Source organism: Muricauda brasiliensis (assembly GCF_003057865.1).
GTDB lineage: Bacteria > Bacteroidota > Bacteroidia > Flavobacteriales > Flavobacteriaceae > Flagellimonas > Flagellimonas chongwuensis.
This window is the reverse complement of record NZ_QBTW01000003.1, coordinates 270,139-293,021: the sequence shown is the minus strand read 5'-3', so window position 1 is coordinate 293,021 and position 22,883 is coordinate 270,139. Positions and strand designations below refer to the sequence as shown.

General features: G+C 41.9%; 21 protein-coding genes. 14 read left to right on the top strand and 7 right to left on the bottom strand.

Going from position 1 to position 22,883, the window contains the following annotated elements; translation table 11 throughout:
* Positions 1–181: 181 nt before the first annotated feature.
* Genes dnaA through DCK90_RS03050 form a run of 3 tightly spaced genes read left to right on the top strand, consistent with a single transcriptional unit; the run spans position 182 to position 2,808 of the window.
* Positions 182–1,606, top strand: coding sequence for a chromosomal replication initiator protein DnaA (gene dnaA / locus DCK90_RS03060; RefSeq protein ID WP_108244696.1), 1,425 nt, complete (start codon positions 182–184; stop codon positions 1,604–1,606).
* Positions 1,607–1,622: 16 nt separating this feature from the next.
* Positions 1,623–2,075 (top strand): low molecular weight protein-tyrosine-phosphatase, encoded by a 453-nt coding sequence (locus DCK90_RS03055; RefSeq protein ID WP_108244695.1) that lies wholly within the window; start codon positions 1,623–1,625, stop codon positions 2,073–2,075.
* Between the two features lie 4 nt (positions 2,076–2,079).
* The gene (locus tag DCK90_RS03050; RefSeq protein WP_108244694.1) at positions 2,080–2,808 is read left to right on the top strand and encodes an SAM-dependent methyltransferase; all 729 of its coding nucleotides are present in this window, start codon (positions 2,080–2,082) and stop codon (positions 2,806–2,808) included.
* 50 nt (positions 2,809–2,858) lie between these two features.
* Here DCK90_RS03050 and DCK90_RS03045 read toward each other — a convergent pair whose 3' ends face one another.
* The 4 genes from DCK90_RS03045 to dapF all read right to left on the bottom strand — a co-directional run bounded on the left by DCK90_RS03045 (position 2,859) and on the right by dapF (position 6,000).
* Positions 2,859–3,503 carry a hypothetical protein gene (locus DCK90_RS03045; RefSeq protein WP_108244733.1) on the bottom strand — a complete coding sequence of 215 codons (645 nt, stop codon included), beginning with the start codon at positions 3,501–3,503 and terminating at the stop codon, positions 2,859–2,861.
* A 160-nt stretch (positions 3,504–3,663) separates the two neighbouring features.
* Positions 3,664–4,707: an endolytic transglycosylase MltG gene (mltG, locus tag DCK90_RS03040; RefSeq protein WP_108244693.1), complete on the bottom strand. Its 1,044-nt coding sequence runs from the start codon at positions 4,705–4,707 to the stop codon at positions 3,664–3,666.
* Positions 4,697–5,230, bottom strand: coding sequence for a GNAT family N-acetyltransferase (locus DCK90_RS03035; RefSeq protein WP_108244692.1), 534 nt, complete (start codon positions 5,228–5,230; stop codon positions 4,697–4,699). The genes mltG and DCK90_RS03035 overlap by 11 nt, the downstream gene beginning before the upstream one ends.
* Positions 5,218–6,000, bottom strand: coding sequence for a diaminopimelate epimerase (gene dapF / locus DCK90_RS03030; protein WP_108244732.1), 783 nt, complete (start codon positions 5,998–6,000; stop codon positions 5,218–5,220). The genes DCK90_RS03035 and dapF overlap by 13 nt, the downstream gene beginning before the upstream one ends.
* Before the next feature lie 134 nt (positions 6,001–6,134).
* On the opposite strand from dapF, the gene DCK90_RS03025 reads away from it, so the two are divergent.
* The 8 genes from DCK90_RS03025 to DCK90_RS02990 all read left to right on the top strand — a co-directional run bounded on the left by DCK90_RS03025 (position 6,135) and on the right by DCK90_RS02990 (position 17,334).
* Positions 6,135–7,535: a S1C family serine protease gene (locus DCK90_RS03025; protein WP_108244691.1), complete on the top strand. Its 1,401-nt coding sequence runs from the start codon at positions 6,135–6,137 to the stop codon at positions 7,533–7,535.
* A 130-nt stretch (positions 7,536–7,665) separates the two neighbouring features.
* Positions 7,666–9,114 carry a glyceraldehyde-3-phosphate dehydrogenase gene (locus tag DCK90_RS03020; protein WP_108244690.1) on the top strand — a complete coding sequence of 483 codons (1,449 nt, stop codon included), beginning with the start codon at positions 7,666–7,668 and terminating at the stop codon, positions 9,112–9,114.
* A 107-nt stretch (positions 9,115–9,221) separates the two neighbouring features.
* Positions 9,222–9,827 carry a tRNA (guanine-N1)-methyltransferase gene (locus DCK90_RS03015; RefSeq protein ID WP_108244689.1) on the top strand — a complete coding sequence of 202 codons (606 nt, stop codon included), beginning with the start codon at positions 9,222–9,224 and terminating at the stop codon, positions 9,825–9,827.
* A gap of 97 nt (positions 9,828–9,924) precedes the next feature.
* Positions 9,925–10,602: a tRNA (guanosine(37)-N1)-methyltransferase TrmD gene (trmD, locus tag DCK90_RS03010; protein WP_108244731.1), complete on the top strand. Its 678-nt coding sequence runs from the start codon at positions 9,925–9,927 to the stop codon at positions 10,600–10,602.
* A gap of 121 nt (positions 10,603–10,723) precedes the next feature.
* Complete coding sequence (gene rplS / locus DCK90_RS03005; RefSeq protein WP_014031354.1) at positions 10,724–11,074, top strand: 50S ribosomal protein L19; 351 nt, start codon at positions 10,724–10,726, stop codon at positions 11,072–11,074.
* A 621-nt stretch (positions 11,075–11,695) separates the two neighbouring features.
* Complete coding sequence (locus DCK90_RS03000) at positions 11,696–13,915, top strand: NADP-dependent isocitrate dehydrogenase (RefSeq protein ID WP_108244688.1); 2,220 nt, start codon at positions 11,696–11,698, stop codon at positions 13,913–13,915.
* A 145-nt stretch (positions 13,916–14,060) separates the two neighbouring features.
* Complete coding sequence (locus DCK90_RS02995; protein ID WP_108244687.1) at positions 14,061–16,436, top strand: TonB-dependent receptor; 2,376 nt, start codon at positions 14,061–14,063, stop codon at positions 16,434–16,436.
* A gap of 4 nt (positions 16,437–16,440) precedes the next feature.
* Positions 16,441–17,334, top strand: coding sequence for a DUF4249 family protein (locus DCK90_RS02990; protein ID WP_108244686.1), 894 nt, complete (start codon positions 16,441–16,443; stop codon positions 17,332–17,334).
* Positions 17,335–17,340: 6 nt separating this feature from the next.
* Here DCK90_RS02990 and DCK90_RS02985 read toward each other — a convergent pair whose 3' ends face one another.
* Positions 17,341–18,660 (bottom strand): GntP family permease, encoded by a 1,320-nt coding sequence (locus DCK90_RS02985; protein ID WP_108244685.1) that lies wholly within the window; start codon positions 18,658–18,660, stop codon positions 17,341–17,343.
* 57 nt (positions 18,661–18,717) lie between these two features.
* Between DCK90_RS02985 and DCK90_RS02980 the strand changes: the two genes are divergently transcribed.
* Positions 18,718–18,954 carry a DUF6095 family protein gene (locus DCK90_RS02980; RefSeq protein ID WP_108244684.1) on the top strand — a complete coding sequence of 79 codons (237 nt, stop codon included), beginning with the start codon at positions 18,718–18,720 and terminating at the stop codon, positions 18,952–18,954.
* On the opposite strand, the gene DCK90_RS02975 is transcribed toward DCK90_RS02980, so the two are convergent.
* A complete protein-coding gene (locus DCK90_RS02975; RefSeq protein WP_108244730.1) occupies positions 18,951–19,667 on the bottom strand; it encodes a DUF4294 domain-containing protein in 717 nt (238 codons plus the stop codon). The genes DCK90_RS02980 and DCK90_RS02975 overlap by 4 nt on opposite strands.
* A 102-nt stretch (positions 19,668–19,769) precedes the next feature.
* Between DCK90_RS02975 and DCK90_RS02970 the strand changes: the two genes are divergently transcribed.
* Positions 19,770–20,858, top strand: a complete 1,089-nt coding sequence (locus tag DCK90_RS02970) for a M42 family metallopeptidase (protein WP_108244683.1) — start codon at positions 19,770–19,772, stop codon at positions 20,856–20,858.
* A gap of 82 nt (positions 20,859–20,940) precedes the next feature.
* Positions 20,941–21,489 (top strand): NUDIX hydrolase, encoded by a 549-nt coding sequence (locus DCK90_RS02965; RefSeq protein WP_108244682.1) that lies wholly within the window; start codon positions 20,941–20,943, stop codon positions 21,487–21,489.
* Here DCK90_RS02965 and hisS read toward each other — a convergent pair.
* A complete protein-coding gene (hisS, locus tag DCK90_RS02960) occupies positions 21,473–22,861 on the bottom strand; it encodes a histidine--tRNA ligase (RefSeq protein ID WP_108244681.1) in 1,389 nt (462 codons plus the stop codon). The two genes, DCK90_RS02965 and hisS, sit on opposite strands and share 17 nt — an antisense overlap.
* Positions 22,862–22,883: the final 22 nt, after the last annotated feature.

The following is a 22,883-nucleotide window of genomic DNA, read 5'->3' as shown; positions in this document are numbered from 1 at the left end:
TTTAGAGGCTTGCTTATTTTGAGGGTAACATGCGAAAAAAAAACAGAACTTTCAATGGCAAATTGATTTTTTTTTTAAAAGAATTGTTCACATATTTGTCGCATCCAATGAGCATCTTGTAACCCTTTAGATGCTTGCTCTTAAGTATTAAAGCTAACCATTAAAACAAGGAAAAACTTCTATGAGTGCTACTGCTAATTCCGTATGGAACAACTGTTTGGCTTTTATCCAAGATAACATCCAACCGCAGGCATTCAAAACTTGGTTTGAACCCATTAAGCCTATAAAACTGACAGATAAGGCGCTGAGCATTCAGGTGCCCAGCAAGTTTTTCTACGAATGGCTCGAAGAACATTATGTAAAGCTCCTTAAAGTTGCCATGACCCGTGAATTGGGAAGCAATGCTAAGTTGATCTACGTTATAAAAATGGAAAACAAGTACGGTAACAAGGAACCTTTTACAGAACAGATTCCAAGTTCTAACCGTACCGCTGTAGGACCACAGGAATTGGATGTGCCGATTACCTCCAAAAGTCCCGAGCTTAAAAATCCATTTGTGATTCCTGGCATTCGGAACATCAAAATCGAATCCCAGTTGAATCCCAACTATAATTTTGACAATTTCCTGGAGGGGGATTCCAACCGATTGGCAAGATCGGCTGGTATGGCCGTGGCCAACAAACCTGGTGGAACATCTTTTAACCCATTATTGGTTTTTGGTGGAGTTGGTTTAGGGAAAACCCACTTGGCCCATGCCATTGGGGTTGAAATAAAAGATAAATATCCCGAAAAGACGGTACTCTATATTTCGGCGGAGAAATTCACCCAACAATATATTGAGTCCGTAAAAAAGAACACCCGAAACGACTTTATCCATTTTTACCAGTTGATAGATGTACTTATTATAGATGACGTACAATTCCTATCCGGTAAATCTGGAACACAGGATGTTTTCTTCCATATTTTTAACCATTTGCACCAAAATGGCAAGCAGGTAATTTTAACATCGGACAAGGCTCCTGTGGATATGCAGGACATTGAACAGCGTTTGCTTTCCCGATTTAAATGGGGACTTTCTGCAGAACTGCAAAGCCCCGATTACGAAACCCGCGTGTCCATCTTAAAGAACAAGCTGTACCGGGATGGGGTTGAAATGCCCGAAGATATCATCGACCACGTGGCAAAGAACATCAAGACCAACATTAGGGAATTGGAAGGCGCCATTATTTCATTGATTGCGCAATCCTCTTTCAATAAACGCGAAGTTACTTTGGAACTGGCTCAACAAGTAGTGGAAAAGTTCGTGAAAAACACCAAGCGAGAAGTATCTATCGACTACATTCAAAAAGTAGTGTCGGATTACTTCGAAATGGATGTGGCCACGCTTCAGTCCAAAACAAGAAAACGCCACATTGTACAAGCAAGACAATTGGCCATGTTCTTTGCAAAGAAGTTCACCAAGGCATCCTTGGCGAGCATTGGTTCACAAATTGGAAAGCGTGATCACGCAACCGTTCTCCATGCCTGTAAAACTGTTGACAATCTTGCCGAAACCGATAAGCAATTCAGAAAGTATATCGAGGATTTGAGCAAAAAGTTCTCCTAATTTTCACAACTCACATATGAAAACCAAAGTTTTGATGGTCTGCTTGGGAAACATTTGCAGGTCACCTTTGGCCGAAGGCATTTTAAAATCCAAGGTTGATTCGGATTCCGTTTTTGTGGATTCCGCTGGCACTGCTGGTTATCACGTAGGCAACCCGCCCGACAAACGTTCCATTGCGGTGGCCCAAAAATATGGACTGGATATCGGCAATCAGAAGTGTAGAAAATTTTCCAGACAAGATTTTTCCGAGTTCGATTATATCTACGTGATGGACCGCAGTAATTTTTCGGATATCGCCGCTCTTGCTTCAAACCAAGAGGAAGCCAACAAAGTAAAATTGTTGCTGAGCGAGGTTGAACTGGGAATTAAAGAGGTTCCAGACCCCTACTACGGTGGCGAGGATGGCTTTGAAAATGTTTACCAAATGATTGACAGGGCTTGTGAGAAAATTGCGAAAAAGCTAAATTAAACCCATGGAAGAGGTAAAACCTGGTTTAGTAGTGGGCAAAATCTATCTGATTCCCACAACTTTGGGAGACAATGCTCCTTTAGAAGTCCTGCCCATTTCGGTAAAAGGCACCATAGAGCGCATTGACCACTATATCGTGGAAAATGAGAAAACGGCCAGACGTTTTATAAAACGGGTAAGCCCGAGCAAATCTCAACCGGACCTCCATTTACAATCGTTGAACAAATACACCAACCCTGAGGAAATTCCTGGTTTTTTGGATCCCTGTATCCATGGGCATGATATTGGTATTTTGTCCGAAGCAGGGTGTCCGGGCATCGCCGATCCAGGAGCCGATGTAGTTCGTGTAGCACATCAAAAAAGAATACAAGTGGTACCGTTGGTGGGCCCCTCCTCTATTTTGATGGCCATGATGAGCAGCGGTATGAACGGTCAGAACTTTGCTTTTAATGGGTATTTGCCCATCGACAATGCAGAGCGCAAAAAAATGGTAAAGAGCTTGGAACGATTATCCAAGGATAAGGGACAGTCCCAAATTTTTATGGAAACGCCTTACCGGAACAATAAATTGGTAAAGGAGCTTGTAAAAACATTGCAGAAATCTACACGATTATGCATTGCATGTGACATTACCTTGCCCACAGAATTTATCTCCACTAAAAGCGCCCATGAATGGAGCGAAATTGAGATTGACTTGGACAAAAGACCAACAATATATATTATTCAAGCATAAAAAAAGCCCCGAAGTTCGGGGCTTTTTTTAATTTAACTCATCTGTACCAATTAGACTTTTGCGTTTTTCTGCTGCTTGATATTTGAAATATCATAACCCGCAAATTTTTTCATGTAATACGAGATGCTACTTCCGTACGCATCAGTTACATCGTTTTGTCCATATGATCGTAGATATTTTTTGACGTTGCCTGCTCCAGCCAAATGGGCCGCGGCCAAAATACCTGATTCAGTTACTTTGATACCTCCAATGGTTTTCCCGTTGAAGCGCTTAATATCTCTTCTCAGAATCCATTTATTACGGGCAATATTGGCCACAAAGGCCTTTTCCTGAAGTTTTGGGTTGTCCAAAAATTCATCCATGTCGTAAACTCCCATCAAATTTAATGTGCTGCTACCAAACTGGTACTTGCCCAAATAACCTAATGTGTTCACTCTTTGATATTTGCCCTGAGATTCTTTAAAAGCAAGTGCTTCCTTAAAGCCATTGTAGGCTTTTCCCAGAAAAGGAGGGGTTACCTCGTCCTCGTCAAGAAGTTCAATGGAATCTTGCGGTGCAAAGATTTCCAAATTGGCCGTTACCTTCAATGAATCGGGAATTTCAACAGTCTCCTTTTTCATTACGGTATAGGAACCAAAACTTGTCAAAACTACGACCATGGCAAGATGTAGAATAAAACCTATCCATCTTTTCATAATGTTCATATTTGTGATCTCGATACTATATACGTATCAAAAATCAATTTGGCCGGCAAATATAGATGGAGATAAGCTAAAGGGCACCCTAAAGCTCATAAAGATTTCTTAAATCAGCCTTAAAATACGTTAAAGGGATGAAAATCAACGATAAAGAACCTTATCTCAAAACTTTTTGTTGATTCAACCATCGGGTGTACTGCACCTTATTCCGGTTGTGTTGTGCCAAAGATTTGGCGAACATGTGGTAGCCAAAGTTGGAAACATCGGCCACAAAATAGAGATAATCGTGTTTTTCGGGATTCAAAACTGCATCTATGGAAGTAATGTCTGGCATAGTTATAGGGCCAGGAGGAACGCCCGCATATTTATAGGTATTATAGGGTGAATCCATTTCCAAATCACGGAAAAGTACCCGTTTTATAATGGTATCGTAATTGCCGGTTTCTTTTTTGATGGCATAAATAACCGTTGGGTCCGCTTGCAGCAGCATTCCCCTTCCAATCCTGTTCAAGTATACTCCAGCAACCCTCGGACGCTCATCCACTTTAGCGGTTTCCTTTTGAACTATGGCCGCCAAGGCGGTCACCTCATTGGGGGTCAACCCAAGGTTTTTTGCCTTTTGCAAACGGTCGCTGTTCCAGAAGCGCTCATATTCGGTTCGCATTCTGTCCCTAAAGCTCTTGGCATCGGTATTCCAGAAAAACTCATAGGTATTTGGAATGTACATCGCCAGTTTGGTATCCTCATCAAATTTTGTTTCCTTCAAAAACTCAGGATCATTGAATGTTTGAAGCAATTCCAAACTATCGGCTTCAATCTGCTCAGAAACTCTTCCGGCCAACAACGCCAGCGATTCTTGATTATTAAATGATACTTGAACGGGCAAATTGGCGCTACGAAGGGTGTTGATAATCTCGTTGTTATTCATTCCCTTTTTGAGAGCATACTTCCCTGCCTTGATATTGGTGATATACCCTTTGCGCTTGGCCACAGCTTCAAAAGTGGATAAATCCTGCAACAAAGGTTCCAATGAAGCTTTTACATCATTGAACGATGCATCCGTTTCAATATAAACAAAGGCTTCATCATTATTGAACTGTGTATTGGGACTAAAAATGGCACTGTAAATTTGATAAGCAATAAAACCGCAGATCAACAATCCGAGGACGGCCGTTGCCCAAAGTACTTTCTTAAGATTCATTTGTATTGATCTTTTGATACATTATTTCGTTCTTGAACCCTTGATTGGTTCTTATCCATTCCTTTTTAACGCCGATTTCTTCGAATCCCATTTTTTGAAACAAATGGATACTTGCCTCATTATCCTCTAAAATATTGGCGTAGAGTTGATGCATGTCCAAAGCTGAAAATGCATAATCGCACAAGAGCGACAAAGCTTCTGCACCAGCACCTCTATTTCTATCACCGGGCTCTACAATTATAATTCCGATTCCGGCCCGTCTGTGTTTAGGATCAAAATCGAACAAATCGATAAGCCCTATACATTCATCTTTCTCATTACTAATACATAATCTCAATTGCTTCACATCGTAGATATCTCTGTGGGCATTGTCCAAATACAATTGGAGCACCTTTTTGGAATAAGGTTTTAGCGTGCCGCTTACCTCCCAGACCGATGTATCGTTTTCCAATTTGTACAGAAAATCGAGATCGGTGGGCTCCAAGGCCCGCAAATAGACTTGTTTTCCTTTTAGATTGAGCATTCAATGGTTCCTTTAAATACCTGTATTGCAGGTCCTTTTAAAAAGATATTGCTGTACTTCCCATCCTTCTTCTCAAAAGAAATGGTCAAATCACCACCAATGGTATGGATATGGACTTCACTGGCAGCGGTTTTACCTGATTCGTGCATGGCCAAGGCCACGGCCGTTACCCCTGTACCACATGAAAAGGTCTCCCCTTCCACTCCCCTTTCGTAGGTTCGCACATCAAAAGCATTGTCGCTGGTCTGTTCCACAAAATTGATGTTGCTCCCAGACTCACCGTAAATTCCATAGCGGAGTCTCTTCCCTTCTTTTTGCACATCAAATTGCTTCAGTTCCTTCACCAATTGTACATGGTGCGGGGAGCCGGTATCCAAAAAACTATGGTTTTGTTTCTCGTGTATCTTATCTACATCTATCATTTTTAGATTGACGATGTCCCCCGCTACGGTAGCTTCATGAAGCCCATCTACCGCATTAAAAGTGGTCTTTTCTTCTATCACTCCCAAATAATGGGCAAATGCTACCAAGCAGCGGCCTCCATTGCCGCACATAGTGCTTTCGGCTCCATCTGCGTTATAGTAAACCATCTTAAAATCAGACACATTGTCATTTTCGAGCAGAATCAAACCGTCCGCTCCTATGCCAAATCTTCGGTCACAAAGCTCTGCCACAAGTTTGGTATTGTTTTTGGGAAATATATCCTGACGATTATCAATAATCACAAAATCGTTTCCCGTTCCTTGATATTTAAAAAACTGTAGTTCCATATACATCTACAAAGGAACAAATATATGGGATTCTTTAAGGTTTTTTTTGTAGTTAAAACAGCGTTAAACCGACCTAGCCAAAAATTGAAAACTTTTAATTTTGATAAAGCTTAATGTTAAATTGTTAATGAATTATGAAGAAAATAGCTAGTTTATTCCTTGTTTCCGTATTTGCAGGTGCAATTACGCTTGGAGCTTACAAATTATTTTTTGAGAAAGAAAGCTACAAATGGGTCACTGCACAAGAGGAAACGCCTTTTGTGACCACGAGTAACTTGGACACCTCTGCAAGAGGAGCCGGAATCAATGAGGTAGATTTCACCTCTGCGGCCGAAAAAACGGTAAATTCTGTGGTTCACGTTAAAAACATGACCATGAGCAGTAGAGGTTCATCCAATATTGCCGAGTTCTTTTATGGTTATGAACGTAAATCGACCCCGCAGGTAGGGACAGGTTCCGGGGTGATCATTTCTCCTGATGGTTATATTGTGACCAACAATCACGTAATCGCCAACTCAAGTCAACTTGAGGTGGTTCTCAACAACAATAAATCGTATGAAGCAGAAGTAATCGGAACCGATGCAGACTCCGATATCGCCCTGTTAAAAATAGATGCCGAAGACGCTTTGCCTTACTTGGCATTTGGAGATTCCGACAACGCTAAAATTGGTGAGTGGGTGCTTGCCGTTGGTAACCCGTTTAACCTCACCTCTACCGTAACCGCAGGTATTGTAAGTGCAAAAGCACGATCGCTTGCTCCTTCCGGTGCCCAATCCTTTATACAGACCGATGCAGCAGTAAACCCCGGAAATAGCGGCGGGGCCTTGGTGAACACCAATGGTGACCTTATAGGCATCAATACCGCTATTACTTCACAGACCGGCTCCTATATTGGTTATGCCTTTGCGGTACCGAGCAACATTGCCAAAAAAGTTGTGGAAGATATTATGGAGTTCGGAAATGTACAAAAAGGTCTTCTGGGAATTTCTGCAGCCAACACAAGGTCTCCATTGGCCATTGAAAAAGGGCTTGATGAACTAGAGGGAGTATATGTAGCAGGGGTTGAAGAAGATTCGGGTGCCGATGAAGCCGGTTTACTAGAAGGTGACATCATCAAAAAAGTGGATAACGTAGATATTGGCAAGTTCTCCCAACTTACAGGATACTTAAATTCAAAGAGGCCTGGCGATGTGGTGCAAGTGACATTGGACCGTGATGGTGAAAATCTGGTAAAAAATGTGACGTTGAAAAAACAGAACAGCGTTATTTTACCTGCTACATCTTTCAGGGTAAAAAACTTGACCAAAGAAGATAAAAAGAAGTTCGGTGTATCCAAGGGCGTTAAGATCATTGATGTTCCCCAAGGCTACTCTAGATATGGTTTGACCAACAAGGTTATTATTGAATTGGATGGTGAACCCATCGAGAATATTGATGATGCAAAAAAACAATTTGGCCAAATATCAAGATATGGACGAACCAGTTTCACCATGATCAATGAAAATGGTGAAAAAGAGCACATGATACTTCAGTAAAAAGTGCTAAAAAAACACTTAAAAGCGTCTTGAAAAGGACGCTTTTTTTTATATCCAATATGTTTTACGAAAACGTTTGAAATATATAATTTAGCCAAGAAATTAATGATCACAACCGCAACCATCATCCATGAACGACAATTTATCTTACGAAAAAGAACTTGCCTTTCAGGCAGATAGACGTAAAGCCACTACAGAATTTATAAAAATCATAAGCGACCTTTGGTACGATAAAGCCATTGAGGTGGTTCTCTTCAAAAATCAAATTATAGACAAGAACGTGAGCGACATCATCAACCTGCACGAATATGCGGGTGAGTTTGTCCAAAAACCTATGTCCATTTTTGATTCTGTGGAAATCTTACGGGCCATTAACGACCTTAACCTCCCTCCGGCCAAACTCGATATTGGCAAGCTGACCTACGAATACAATTCCAACCAAAACGCCCATTTAAATGTAAAGGCCTTTGTGATTGACAAACTTAAAGGCGCTCAAACCTCCAAAGCCATTGAACCAAAAGATGTGGTACTCTATGGTTTTGGACGTATTGGACGTTTGGTCGCACGCGAACTTATGGCCAAAACGGGCCGAGGCAGTCAATTACGGTTACGTGCCATCGTAGTCCGGGGTGAGATGAACAGGGAAGTTCTGGAAAAAAGAGCAGCCCTTCTTAAAACCGATTCGGTTCACGGACCATTTACCGGAACGGTGGATGTGGATGTGGAAAAACAAGCACTCATCATTAATGGTACCACGGTGAAAATCATCAACGCCAATCAACCTGAAGATATCGATTATACCAAATATGGCATTGGAGATGCTTTGATTATTGATAACACAGGGGCATTTAGGGATAACAAAGAACTATCCCGTCATTTAAAATCGAAAGGAGCCAGCAAGGTATTGTTGACCGCTCCGGGAAAAGAGGTCCCCAATATTGTCCACGGTGTAAACCATAAGGATTTTGACCCGGACAAGACAAAAATATACTCTGCTGCGTCATGTACTACCAATGCCATTACCCCTATCCTAAAGGTAATTGAAGATTCTTTGGGCATCAAAAAAGGGCATTTGGAGACCATACACGCCTATACCAACGACCAAAATTTGGTGGACAATATGCACAATAAATACCGTCGTGGCCGTGCAGCCGCACTCAACATGGTGATTACGGAAACAGGAGCGGGCTCTGCAGTCGCCAAGGCGCTACCATCGCTAAAAGGGAAACTGACCTCAAATGCCATTAGGGTTCCGGTTCCCAACGGTTCCTTGGCCATTCTTAACCTAGAAGTCAAAAACAAAACATCGAAAGAAGGCATAGATACCATCATTAAAAAATATGCGTTGGAAGGCGATTTGGTGGAGCAGATAAAATATGCGCTGAGCAACGAATTGGTCTCTTCGGATATTGTAGGCACCACAGCGCCATCCATTTATGATAGTAAGGCCACTATTGTAGCTCCCGGCGGAAAAAATGTGGTATTGTATATTTGGTACGATAACGAGTATGGTTATTCGCATCAAGTTGTACGATTGGCAAAATATATCGCAAAAGTTAGGCGTTATACGTATTATTAGTGGGGGACGAATTGTTCTTTGAACTGATTTTCTTTTTTTAAATTAGGTATATTGATGTAATTTCGCCTCACCCTTAATCTAAATTTAATACGAGAACATTATTGAACATGAAGCATTTACGCATTTTATTTGCCTTAGCCTTACTCATCCCAGCCCTGTCCGTACACGCACAGGAAGATGAATCAACAGAAGAAACTGACAACACCCTAAGGGGTCAGTTCGAAGAATTGGAACGTAAGTCGGGCAACTATCGGGCCAAAGGCATCCAATATGAGGTAGTTAAAATATCTGAACTGCACAAAACAAAAGAAAATGTCTTTGATTCTATCGATGCAGCCAATAAAACTATCAAGGACCTATCGGCAACCATCACCTCAAATGATGCCGAAATAGAAAGCTTAAATGGCAAACTGCAAGAAACCACCAATAAATTAAACAGTGTAACCGAGGAAAAAGACAGTATTTCTTTCTTTGGTATGCTTATTAGCAAAGGAACATACAATTTAATATTGTGGTCCATTATTTTTGGACTGTTGTTGCTCCTTTTGTTCTTTATCTATCGATTTAGAAATAGCAACTTTTTGACGCAGCAGGCCAAATCTGCACTTGCCGAGTTAGAGGATGAGTATCAAAACCACAGGAGAAGAGCACTTGAACGAGAGCAGAAAATAAGTCGACAGCTACAGGACGAACTGAACAAACAAAAAAAATAAGAATTAAGGCTTCCATTTCGGAAGCCTTTCTTTTATATAGCAGTTATTGCCAGCATTCACTACTTTTGCGGCAAATCAATACACAACAACAATGTCCATGCGGATAGACATTATCACCGTACTTCCCGAACTTCTAAAAAGTCCTTTTGAGGCTTCCATCTTAAAACGGGCCATAGAAAAGGATTTGGCAGAGGTGCACCTTCATAATTTGAGGGATTACACCACCGGAAACTATAAACAGGTTGATGATTACCAGTTTGGCGGTGGAGCTGGAATGGTGATGATGATAGAACCTATCGATAAATGCATTTCTCAATTAAAATCGGAAAGAGAATACGACGAAGTCATTTACATGACACCAGATGGCAACACCCTGAATCAGGGAATGGCCAATGAAATTTCCATGAAAAAGAACATTATTGTGCTTTGCGGACATTATAAAGGTGTGGACCAACGGGTGAGGGACATGTTCGTGACCCGTGAAATTTCTATTGGTGACTATGTGCTTTCCGGTGGTGAACTTGCCGCTGCCATTTTATGCGATGCCGTGATTCGATTGCTCCCTGGAGTATTGAATGATGAAACCTCTGCCCTGACCGATACGTTTCAGGACAATTTATTAGCACCGCCTGTGTACACCCGACCTGCAGAATATAAAGGAATGGAAGTCCCCAAAATCCTGTTGAGCGGCAACTTTCCAAAAATTGAGAAATGGCGGGAGCAACAAGCCATGGAGCGTACCCAAGAAAGAAGGCCCGACCTTTTGGAAAAATAAATCAAAAAGGCAAAAAACAACTTGCTATTTCTAAATATTAGATTACTTTTGCAATCTCAAAATCAACCTCTGACGAAATCCGTGTAAGTTGGTCTTGCAAAAACATTTAAAAAACATACAAATGGAATCCTTAATAAAATTTGTTGAAGACGAATTTGTTCCAAAAAAAGAATTTCCAAAATTCTCAGCTGGTGACACCATCACTGTGTATTACGAAATCAAGGAAGGTGAAAAAACTCGTACCCAGTTCTTTAAAGGTGTAGTAATACAACGTAGAGGAAGCGGTGCAACAGAAACTTTTACTATCCGCAAAATGTCCGGTACTGTAGGTGTGGAAAGAATTTTCCCAGTAAACATGCCAGCTTTGCAAAGAGTTGAAGTAAACAAAAAAGGTAAAGTACGTAGATCCAGAATCTTCTACTTTAGAGGTCTTACCGGTAAAAAGGCCCGTATTAAAGAAGTTAAAGGATAATCAATATCCTGTACAACATGAAAAGCGCCCATTTTGGGTGCTTTTTTTATGAACAATTGTTAATAACCTCGGTTCATATTATGTTGATTTTTAATGACTTGTAAAATTGCAAAAATTAATTTTCTGTTCTACTTTAGATGAAGATATGATTGTGATACCATCACGAACATATCGATTTAAAGTTGACGTTCTTTAAAACTGTGGATTCCCTTTTTAATTGGTAACACTACTGATCACAAAAGGAATTTTGACTTGGGAGGTGCTTTGGCAAAACCCAATGAGAAATAATAGATTTTATGTGCGGATGGAAGAGCAATTTCCCATTTTGATAAAATTTAGGAATGTAACAGTACACTTTGCGTAATGTAGATTAGTTGAAAAATTAAGAACATTGCAAAGCAAACGTCGAAAGGGCAAAAGATGTAATCAAATAGGTTACAGTTTTGGTACCACCAAACAAATCTTGAGTCCATTCTGAAAGCCATCTCCTTGGTAAAAACAAGGAAATGGCTTTTGTTTTTTAACAAATTATCACCAAAAACCCACACTTTTAGTCACTTCCGTTCGTTCTTCACCGTCCATATATCGTATATTTGCAACCGCTCAAACAAATACATATAAATGGCTAAACTTTATTATACCAAAACAGACGAGGCACCCGCCTTAGCAACATTATCCTTCTTACCCATTGTAAAATCATTCACCGAAACAGCCGATATCGAAGTAGAGACCAAGGACATTTCTTTGGCAGGTAGAATCGCCGCTATGTTTCCGGAATTATTGACCAAGGAACAGCAAATACCAGACGATTTGTCCATTTTGGGCGAACTTGCCAAGACTCCTGAGGCCAACATCATAAAACTTCCGAATATCAGTGCTTCCATTCCGCAGTTGAAAGAAGCCATTGAGGAATTACAAAAAAAAGGCTACAACCTGCCCAATTACCCCGACGAGCCTAAAACCGACGAGGAAAAAGCCATAAAGGCGAAATATGACAAAATAAAAGGTAGCGCTGTAAACCCAGTACTCCGCGAAGGAAACTCGGACAGACGTGCTCCAAAAGCAGTAAAAAATTACGCAAAGGCACATCCGCACACTATGGGCGAATGGTCTTCGGATTCCAAGACCCATGTGGCCACCATGTCCCACGGTGACTTTAAATCGAACGAAAAATCGTTGACGCTATCCAATGCAGACGAAGTCCGTATCGAATTGGTAGGTACAGACGGCAACACAACCGTGCTAAAAGATAAGCTGGCCCTTCTAAAAGGTGAGGTTATCGATGCCACAGTAATGAGCAAAAAAGCATTGGTTGAATTCTTGACCGAAGAAATCGCCGACGCAAGGGAAAAAGGCATCCTACTTTCTTTGCACTTTAAAGCCACCATGATGAAGGTCTCCGACCCCATCATTTTTGGACATGCTTTGGAAGTATATTTTTCTGAACTGTTTAAAAACTATAGCGACACTTTCGAAAAATTGGGAATCAATCCTAACGATGGATTGGAGACCCTGTTCGATAAAATTGGAAAACTACCGGAAGACCAACACAAAGAAATCGAAGGAGCTATCAAGGCAAGTATCGAAAACGGACCTGATTTGGCCATGGTAAATTCCGATAAAGGCATTACCAACCTTCATGTACCAAGTGATGTTATCATCGATGCCTCCATGCCTGCCATGATCAGAAACTCTGGTAAAATGTGGGATAAGAACGGAGAGCTTCAGGACACCAAAGCTATCATTCCCGATAGCAGCTACTCTGGAGTATACCAAGCTACCATCGATTTTTGTAAAGAACACGGTGCTTTCGACCCAACAACCATGGGAACAGTTCCCAATGTAGGTTTGATGGCCCAGAAAGCAGAGGAATATGGTTCTCACGATAAAACTTTTGAAATAGAGCAAGCAGGCACCGTAAAGGTGGTAAACGCTGCTGGTGAAACATTGATAGAGCATGTGGTAGAAGAAGGTGATATCTGGAGAATGTGCCAAGTTAAGGATGCGCCTGTTCAGGACTGGGTCAAATTGGCCGTTTCAAGAGCAAGGGCCACTGGAACACCTGCCGTTTTTTGGTTGGATGAAAACAGGGCACATGATGCCGAATTGATCAAAAAAGTGAACGTTTACCTAAAAGACCAAGATACATCTGGATTGGATATCAGGATTCTTTCCCCTATCGAAGCCACCAAGTTCACCTTGAAGCGCATGAAAGAAGGAAAAGATACCATCTCCGTATCCGGTAACGTATTGAGGGATTACTTGACCGACCTCTTCCCTATTTTGGAAGTTGGGACCAGCGCAAAAATGTTGTCCATTGTTCCTTTGATGAACGGTGGTGGATTATTTGAAACAGGTGCCGGTGGTTCTGCCCCAAAACACGTGGAGCAATTCTTGGAAGAAGGCCACTTAAGATGGGATTCCCTTGGTGAATTCTTGGCCTTGGCCGTTTCTTTGGAATTCTTCGGAGAAAAGAACAATAACCAAAAGGCACAGGTGCTTGCCGATGCACTGGACAAAGCAACCGAAGAATTCTTGAACCAGGATAGGTCACCATCTAGAAAAGTAAATGAAATAGATACCCGTGGAAGCCACTTCTACCTTGCATTGTACTGGGCGGAGCAATTGGCCAAACAGGACAAAGATGGGGAGCTAAAAACCATATTCTGCAAAGTGTACGATGCAATGTCCTCCAACGAGGATAAAATCGCTCAAGAACTGATAGACGCACAAGGCTCGCCAGTTGATATCGGAGGATATTATCTTCCAGACCCAGAAATGGCATCAAAAGCGATGCGACCCAGCGAAACTCTAAACACTATTTTGAGTTCCATTGGATAGTCAAAACAAACATACCTAAGAGTAAAAGGCAGCCGATTCATGGCTGCCTTTTATTTTACCCTTTACCAATGTTAAAATAAACTTCCGTAACTACATTCGTTTTTTCACCATTAGATAAATGTGTACTTTTAAAAAAATCAATCGAATGCCCAGACATCATCTTGCATTTTTGCTAGCCCTGTTTGGGCATTTTTTTGTGATCCAGGCCCAAGAGAGGTACACCCTTAGCGGCACAATCTTCGAAGCATCCAGCAACGAGTCCTTGATAGGGGTCACAGTGGCCGTTTCCGAGCTTACAACCGGGACTACCACCAACGAGTACGGTTTTTATTCCATAACGCTTCCCGAGGGAGAATATCAAATCATAGTGAGCTATCTCGGTTTTCAGGAAATTGTACAAACCATTACTCTGAACAAGAATGTGAAGCTAGACTTCAATTTGACCGAAAAAACAGAAGAACTTCAAGAGGTCGTGGTCACGGACAATGTGGAAAAACTGGATATCCGCAAACCCCAAATGAGCGTTACCTCATTGACATCCAACACCATAAAGGAGATTCCCGTGGTGCTAGGTGAATCCGATGTTATAAAATCGCTATTACTTTTACCTGGTGTTACTAGTGCAGGAGAGGCATCTTCTGGATTTAATGTTCGTGGTGGCGCAGCGGACCAAAACCTTATCCTACTAGATGAGGCCACCGTGTTCAATTCCTCCCACTTGTTCGGTTTCTTTTCCGTATTCAATCCTGACGCGATTAAGGATGTAAAACTTTTTAAGGGCGGAATCCCTGCAAGATATGGTGGACGGGTCTCCTCAGTACTCGATATCTTTCAAAAAGAAGGGAACAGCAAAGAGTTTAAAGTAAACGGGGGTATTGGTGCGGTCGCGAGCAGATTATTGATAGAGGGGCCCATTCAAAAGGACAAAACTTCTTTTCTAGTCGGCGGAAGGGCGTCCTATGCACACCTATTTCTTCCTTTATTCGATATAGACAACAAGGCCTATTTCTATGACCTTAACACCAAGATTACCCATAGAATCAATGAGAATAATAGTGTTTTTCTCTCCGGATACTTTGGTAGAGATCTTTTTAACGTCAGCGACCGTTTTGTGAACGAATATGGAAATGCTGTGGGTAATTTGAGATGGAACCACTTGTTTTCCGATAAGCTTTTCTCCAACCTTTCCCTTATTTATTCCGATTACTATTATGGCCTAGAGCTTGATTTTGTGGGCTTTGAATGGAACTCTGGTATCCAAAACTTTAACCTAAAGTATGACCTAAAACACTACTTGAACAACAAACTCCAGTTGAATTACGGGATAAACAGTATCTATTATGTATTCAATCCAGGGAAGATAATTCCCAACAGCCCAGATTCAGGTATCGTTGAAGATCAACTCACCAAAAAATACGCCAACGAAAATGCCGCCTATATTGATATAGAACATGAAATCACGGAAAACCTAAGCGTAGAATATGGACTAAGAGCAAGTCAGTTCAGCAGATTTGGGCAGGACGAGTTCTTTGTTTATGCCGATGACAATCCTGTGGATTTTGACCCTTTTACCCAAACCTATGGAGAAGCGAACCCCATAGACACCATTAGTCCTGGCCGTAGCGAAACCATGAAATCATTTTTTAATCTGGAGCCGAGGATTTCCATGTCCTATACGTTTAAGGAAAATAACTCCATAAAGGCAAGTTACACCCGGTTGGCACAATACTTACACCTAATTTCCAACACAAACTCTCCCACCCCCTTGGATGTATGGACACCCAGCGGTCCGTTTGTGGAGCCACAGCTTTTGGACCAATATGCCTTTGGTTATTTCAGGAATATCCAGGAAGGTGCATATAGTTTGGAAGCAGAAACATTCTACAAGACCATCCAAAATAGAATAGATTATATCGACGGCGCCAACCTTATTGCCAATGATGCGATAGAACAAGTCATATTGAACGGCGAGGCCAGAGCTTACGGTTTGGAGCTTTTGATTCGAAAAAATGAAGGTCGATTTACAGGCTGGTTGGCCTATACCCTATCGAAATCTGAGCAAAGGACTCCTGGAAGAACCACTTTGGAAACCGGAATCAACATGGGACAATGGTACAACACCCCATACGATAAAACGCACGACCTTTCCGTTTATGGCAGTTTTGAGCTTAATGAAAAATGGAGCTTCAATGCTAATTTTATCTATCAGACGGGGCAGCCGACCAATTATCCAATCGGTCAATTTGAATTTGAGGATATGACCGTGCCATACTACGGACTACGGAACAAAGAACGCTTACCTGATTACCACAGATTGGATATTTCTGCCATTCTGACCCCAATACGAAATAAGCGGAAAAAAGTTCAATCCGAATGGATATTCAGTATTTACAATGCGTACAGCCGCAAAAATGCAGCATCGATAAACTTTAGGGAAAATGAGGACACGGGAAGGAACGAAGCCATTCGGACATCTATTTTCGGAATCATCCCTTCCGTAACCTATAATTTTAAATTTTAACACCATGAAAAAGTTATTGGCTTATCTATTTATTGCGCTAATATTCGGTTCCTGTGAAGATGTTGTTGATGTCGGTTTATCGGAAACAGAGTCCAAGTTGGTGGTAGATGGTCTTTTGCGCGTGGACAAGGAACAGGAATTCATCAATGTGCGCTTAGGCCTAAAAGCCAGTAGTATTTTTTTCGAAGAAAATCAACCCGTGCAGGCAGAGAGCGTGATGATATCGTATGGCCAGTTGAACAGCGAAGGTGCCTTTGATGCTCTATCCACATCATCCTTGGTGGAAGAAACACCCGGCTCCGGAATTTATATCCCAGACCCGAATTTGCCTACGGACCAACGAATACGATCTTCGGCCGCTGAACTGGGGACCGTTTTTATATTAGAAATCAATTATCAAGATAGATACTACTTTGCCCAAACAGAATACGTACCGACCGTTCCTTTGGATAATCTGGAACAAGGAGACGAAGTCTTTTTCGATGAAGATCAAACTGAAATCATCGTGACCTTCACGGACGATGGCGAAGCGGACAATTTTTATGTATTCGATTTTATGTTCGGTGAATTTCAAACGGTAGAGGACGAATTCTTCCAAGGACAACAATTCCAGTTTTCCTTTTTCTATGATGACAAGACCGAACCCGGAGACCAGGTGACGGTCAGTATTTTAGGGGCAACACAAGGTTTTTACAATTATATGGACCTAGTGCTTGAGCAAACAGGAAATGGCGGAGGGCCTTTTCAGACACCTGTGGCCACGGTTCGAGGCAATGTTTTTGATATTACTGGAGCGGAGAGCGTTACCGTAATCGATGATGTGGAGAATCCCAATGATTTTGCACTGGGTTACTTTGCCGTAGTACAAGAATATAAACGCAACCTTATTATTGAATAGCGCCTTTTAGACAAACGCATAGATTATCAAAATCATCAAAATACCAACTACACCCTGAACCAAGGTCCCCAAAGTGTGTCCACGCAACGCTGTTTTAACCTTCATATGGGAGAACTGTGAAACCACCCAAAAATAACTATCGTTGATATGTGAAACCGTCATGGCCCCTGCTCCAATTGCCAGAACAGCCAAGGCCTTATCAGTAATGGAAACCAAACCAAAAGTTTCCAATAGCGGTGCAATGATGGCAGATGTGGTAATGATGGCAACCGTGGAGGAACCTTGAGCCGTTTTGAGCACTGCTGAAATTGCAAAAGCAATTAAAAGTCCTCCCATTCCAGTGCTGGACTCCAAATTAATGATGGATGCAATGTCCATAGTTCTCAAAATAGCACCAAACGCCCCTCCTGCTCCAGTTATGAGGACAATGGCTCCCGCTTGCTTGAACGCTTCGGGCACCCATTCCTTTTTCTCTTCCGAAGGAACCTTTTTGCCCAACGCAAAAGCAAAGAAAACCCCGATCAACAAGGCGATTACCGGACTGCCCAAAAAGTTGAAAACTAAGAAGACTGTACCTTCTCCAAAGGGATGGGTCGGATAGTCCACAACAGATTTCATCGCAATCAGAACTATCGGAACCAGTAACGGTAAAAAAGCTTGAAAAGGTTTCACGGTGGACGTAACCTCCTTCAAGTCCTCCTTTTCTTCGAGCATTTCTTCTTCCTGTAAAGATTTCCCTATAAATTTTGCCCAAAAATATCCAGAAATGGAAACAGGTATGGCTACCAAGAGTCCGAAGATCAATACCATTCCCAAATCCGCATCTAGCATGGCAGCAGCGGCCAAAGGACCCGGTGTAGGAGGCACAAACACGTGGGCCGAATAAAGTCCTGTGGCCAGGGCAATGGCAAAAACAAGTACCGGAATCCCTGTTTTTTTACTGATGGCCTTATTTAATGAAGAAAGTATAATGTACCCCGAATCGCAATACACGGGAATCGAAATCACAAATCCAGCTAAATTGATGGCCAACGGAGAATTCTTTAACCCGATAAGTTTTAAAATACTATTGGCCAATACCTGTGTGCTTCCCGTTTTTTCTAAGTAAATACCGATTACCGTCCCGAATGCAATGACCAATCCAATGCCTGAGAGGGTACTTCCAAAGCCCTCTGCCATAGTGGACATGATAGTTGCCGGTGCAATTCCCAACAGAAAACCTGAAGCCACAGCAGCAATGGTCAGTGAAAAAATAGGGTGCATTTTAAATTTTACAGTGGCAACAATAATAAAGAGGACAACAACGCCAAGAACAAGAATTTCCATGGTCAATTTTTAGTGCTATATCCTCTAAATATAAGCTAATATTCCTACTTTGGCCTTATGAAGCGAACCAACAAAGAACTTCTGGTAAAAGGAGTAAAATCATTTGGCTACACCGTACTTGCCATGTTTATGGGGCCATTTTTGATTTATGAAGCATTTAAAAATGAAGGACATCCCTTTTACTGGCCCGTTTTGATTTTAGGAATTGTTTGCGCCATTTTGGCTATTTGCCTAGGGTTTAGGTCGGTGGGCATTGTAATGGATGCTGTTTTCGGAAAAAAACAAAAAGATTAATTTCCCGTATTGGGTGATTGGTTCTTCCATTTGTTTGAAAGTTGGGCATAATCGTAGTCTAAGACAGATTTTTGCCGCTCCAACCTACTGGCCGCAAAGGCCCGCTGCAATATATCCTCTATCAAATAATCCTCGTGCACCTCTTCCGGACGAAACTCTTCCTTCAAGCTGATTTTAAACAAACTAGCAGTGGTATTGTACCAAAACGCACGCCACCCGTTCCTCAGATCTTTGACCAGATCAAAGGCGGTGGTTCCTGTTTGACGATGAATTAATTTTACCAAAATCTGACCTTCCGTTCGGGTCAATTTTTTAAGTTCCTCGGAGAATTCCCCTTCGATATATTTTTGGACCTTCCGAGTGTAACGCCTTTGGTGCCTTGGTTTTTTAATGTGTTGAAGACTATCGTTCAGTTCCACCAATCGTTCGGCCGCCAATTTGGCGTATGGGTATACCTTCAAGGTTTTTCTTCTAAGAATGTAGTAACGTAATTTATCCTCTCGACTGGCAAAGTCAAGTTTTCCGAAAATATAGACCTCCTCCAACTCAATGGAGCTCATCAAAATGGAATCCCCTTCGAACCTAACATAGTAGTCCTCTATGGAATCGTTGGCAATCGAATCCATCGGAGTTTTAATAGAGTCTTTCGATTCTTGGGCCCATCCGAAACCATTAATCGTTAAGAAAATAACTAAAAAACAGATACGTAGCATCATATTTCTTTGTCAAAAGTCTTGCCAAAAGTAAGTATAAAGGTATGATTTGGCTATTAAATAAAAGTGAATATTCTTAAGTTTGTGTTCTAAATCAGATACATGTCAAAAGAGAAAATCATTAACGAAAAATCCCTTGAATTTTTAGAAAAATACCTGAACAATCCATCTCCAACAGGATATGAATGGGAAGGTCAGAAAATTTGGATGGACTACGTAAAGCCGTATGTAGATGAGTTTATCACGGATACTTATGGCACCGCCGTAGGTGTAATTAATCCAGATGCAAAATATAGGGTGGTCATCGAAGGGCATTCCGATGAAATTTCTTGGTACGTCAACTATATTACCGATGATGGATTGCTTTATGTAATCAGAAATGGTGGTAGCGACCATCAAATTGCTCCATCAAAATGGGTGGACATCCATACTAAAAACGGTATTGTGAAAGGAGTATTTGGATGGCCTGCCATTCACACCAGGAACAAGGAAAAAGAAGAGTCTCCAAAATTGGACAATATTTTTATCGATATAGGTGCCAAGGATAAGGAAGAAGTAGAAAAAATGGGCGTTCATGTGGGTTGTGTTATTACCTACCCCGACCAATTCCATATTTTGAACAAGGACAAATTTGTTTGCCGTGCCTTGGACAACAGAATGGGTGGTTTTATGATTGCCGAGGTTGCGCGCCTGCTCAAGGAGAACAAAAAGAAACTTCCTTTTGGATTGTACATTACCAACTCGGTCCAAGAAGAGATTGGGCTTCGTGGTGCTGAAATGATTACGCAGACCATTAAACCCAATGTGGCCATTGTAACCGACGTTTGCCACGATACCACTACCCCGATGATCAACAAAAAGACCGAGGGAGAGACCAAAATTGGCGATGGACCAGTGATTTCCTATGCTCCTGCGGTGCAGAACAAATTACGTGAGCGTATCTTGGAAACAGCTGAATCAAATAAAATTCCATTCCAGCGTAATGCATCATCTCGCTATACAGGAACGGATACCGATGCTTTTGCCTACAGTAACGGCGGTGTAGCCTCAGCTTTGATATCGTTACCGTTGCGCTACATGCATACCACGGTAGAAACAGTACATAAGGATGATGTGGAGAACGTTATCCGTTTGATTTATGAGACATTGTTGAATATTAAGGAGGGAGAAACCTTCAGTTATTTTGATTAACTGATTATTATCCATCATACGGATATTAAAATTTGTTGCCTCGAAACTTCTTCGGGGCGACTTTTTTTTATCTTTATGTGATATGGATGAGCACGTTGACATTTTGGACGAACATGGAAAACCAACAGGGGAATCCTGTTTAAAATCTGAAGCACACCGCAAAGGTTTGTTGCACCCTACCGTTCACATATGGCTGTACACCTCAGATGGCCGTGTTTTAATTCAACAACGTGGCAAAGATAAATCTACGCACCCTTTACTTTGGGATGTTTCTGTGGCCGGGCATGTTTCCGCCGGGGAAGAAATTGTTGCTGCTGCCATTCGTGAAGTAGCGGAAGAAGTTGGACTTACCATTTCAGAATCGGATTTGGAACCTTTGGGCACTTTTAAGGCCATTCACAAATTATCCGAGGACTTTATTGATGCTGAACTGCACCATATCTTTCTGTGCCAGCTCAGCATTTCCCTCAACCAGCTCATTAAACAGGAAAGTGAGGTTGAAGATTTAGCCTTGGTTCCTCTATTCAAATTTGCTGAGGAAACCTGGGGCTTGGCCAGTGTCGGCAAGTACGTACCGCACGGACCGACCTATTATAAAACTATCATCAAGGAAATTAAAAGTCGGACTTGATTTTTTCCGCAAATGCTTGAAGCGAGTCCAACTGATAGTCAAATTGGTCACCCGTCTTCATATTTTTGACCACAAATCTACCGTCGGTCAACTCTTGGTCCCCTAAAAGAATCACATAGGGCACTCCTCTTTTGTCGGCATATTTGAACTGCTTCTGCACTTTGGTGTCCGTAGGGTACAAATCTGCCCTAAGCCCCTCTTTACGCAGTCCTGAAACCAGTTTTAAGGCCGCTCTCCCTTCTTTTTTTCCAAAGTTGAGGCAAAGTACGTCCAATGAAGTATCCAAGCTGTCAGGGAACAGGTTCAATTCTTCCAAAACCAAATAAATACGGTCCAATCCAAAACTGATGCCTACCCCGCTCACATCTTTCAGACCAAAAATACCGGTAAGGTCATCGTAGCGGCCACCACCACCAATAGAACCCATTTGTACGCCTTCGGGAGCAGCTACCTCAAAAATGGCACCGGTATAATAATTAAGCCCACGGGCAAGAGTAACATCCAATGTATGGCTGGCCGATTGAAGCCCAACCATGTCCACGGTGGAAATAATCTCTTTCAGTTCGGAGACACCCAACATTCCAATTTCGGAATCGGCAAGGATAGATTTCAGTTTTTCCAATTGTTCGAACGCGGTTCCCGTCATCTCAAAAAGAGGCTGAGCCTTAGCAATGGCGGCTTCAGAAATACCTTTTTCCATCATCTCGCTCTTCACCTTCTCCTCGCCTATCTTGTCCAATTTGTCCAAGGCCACGGTAAAGTCCACCAACAAATGTTTGGCACCGATTACTTCTGCGATTCCTGATAGTATCTTTCTATTGTTGATTTTGATCGTGGCCCCTTTCAGGCCCAAATCAGTAAAAACGGCATCGTACAACTGCACCAATTCAACTTCTTGAAGTAGCGAATCTGCACCTACCACATCGGCATCACATTGGTAAAACTCACGAAAACGCCCTTTTTGCGGACGGTCTGCACGCCACACAGGCTGGATTTGATACCGCTTGAACGGAAAGTCAATCTCATTCTGATGCATCACCACATATCGTGCAAATGGGACGGTAAGGTCGTAGCGGAGTGCCTTTTCAGAGATTTTCGGGGTCAATGAAGCTGAATTCTTTGAACTGTAGGTCACATCATCCACTTTGGAAATAAAATCACCCGAATTCAATATCTTGAAAATCAAGCGGTCGCCTTCATCCCCATATTTGCCCATTAGCGTCTCCGAATTCTCAAAAGACGGGGTCTCAATAGGTTGAAAACCATAAGTTTCGAAATGCTTTTTTATGGTTTGGATGATATAGTTACGTCTGGACACCTCTGCAGGTGAAAAATCGCGGGTTCCTTTAGCTATGGATGGTTTGTTCGCCATGTGATTTTAAATTCTCGTGCAA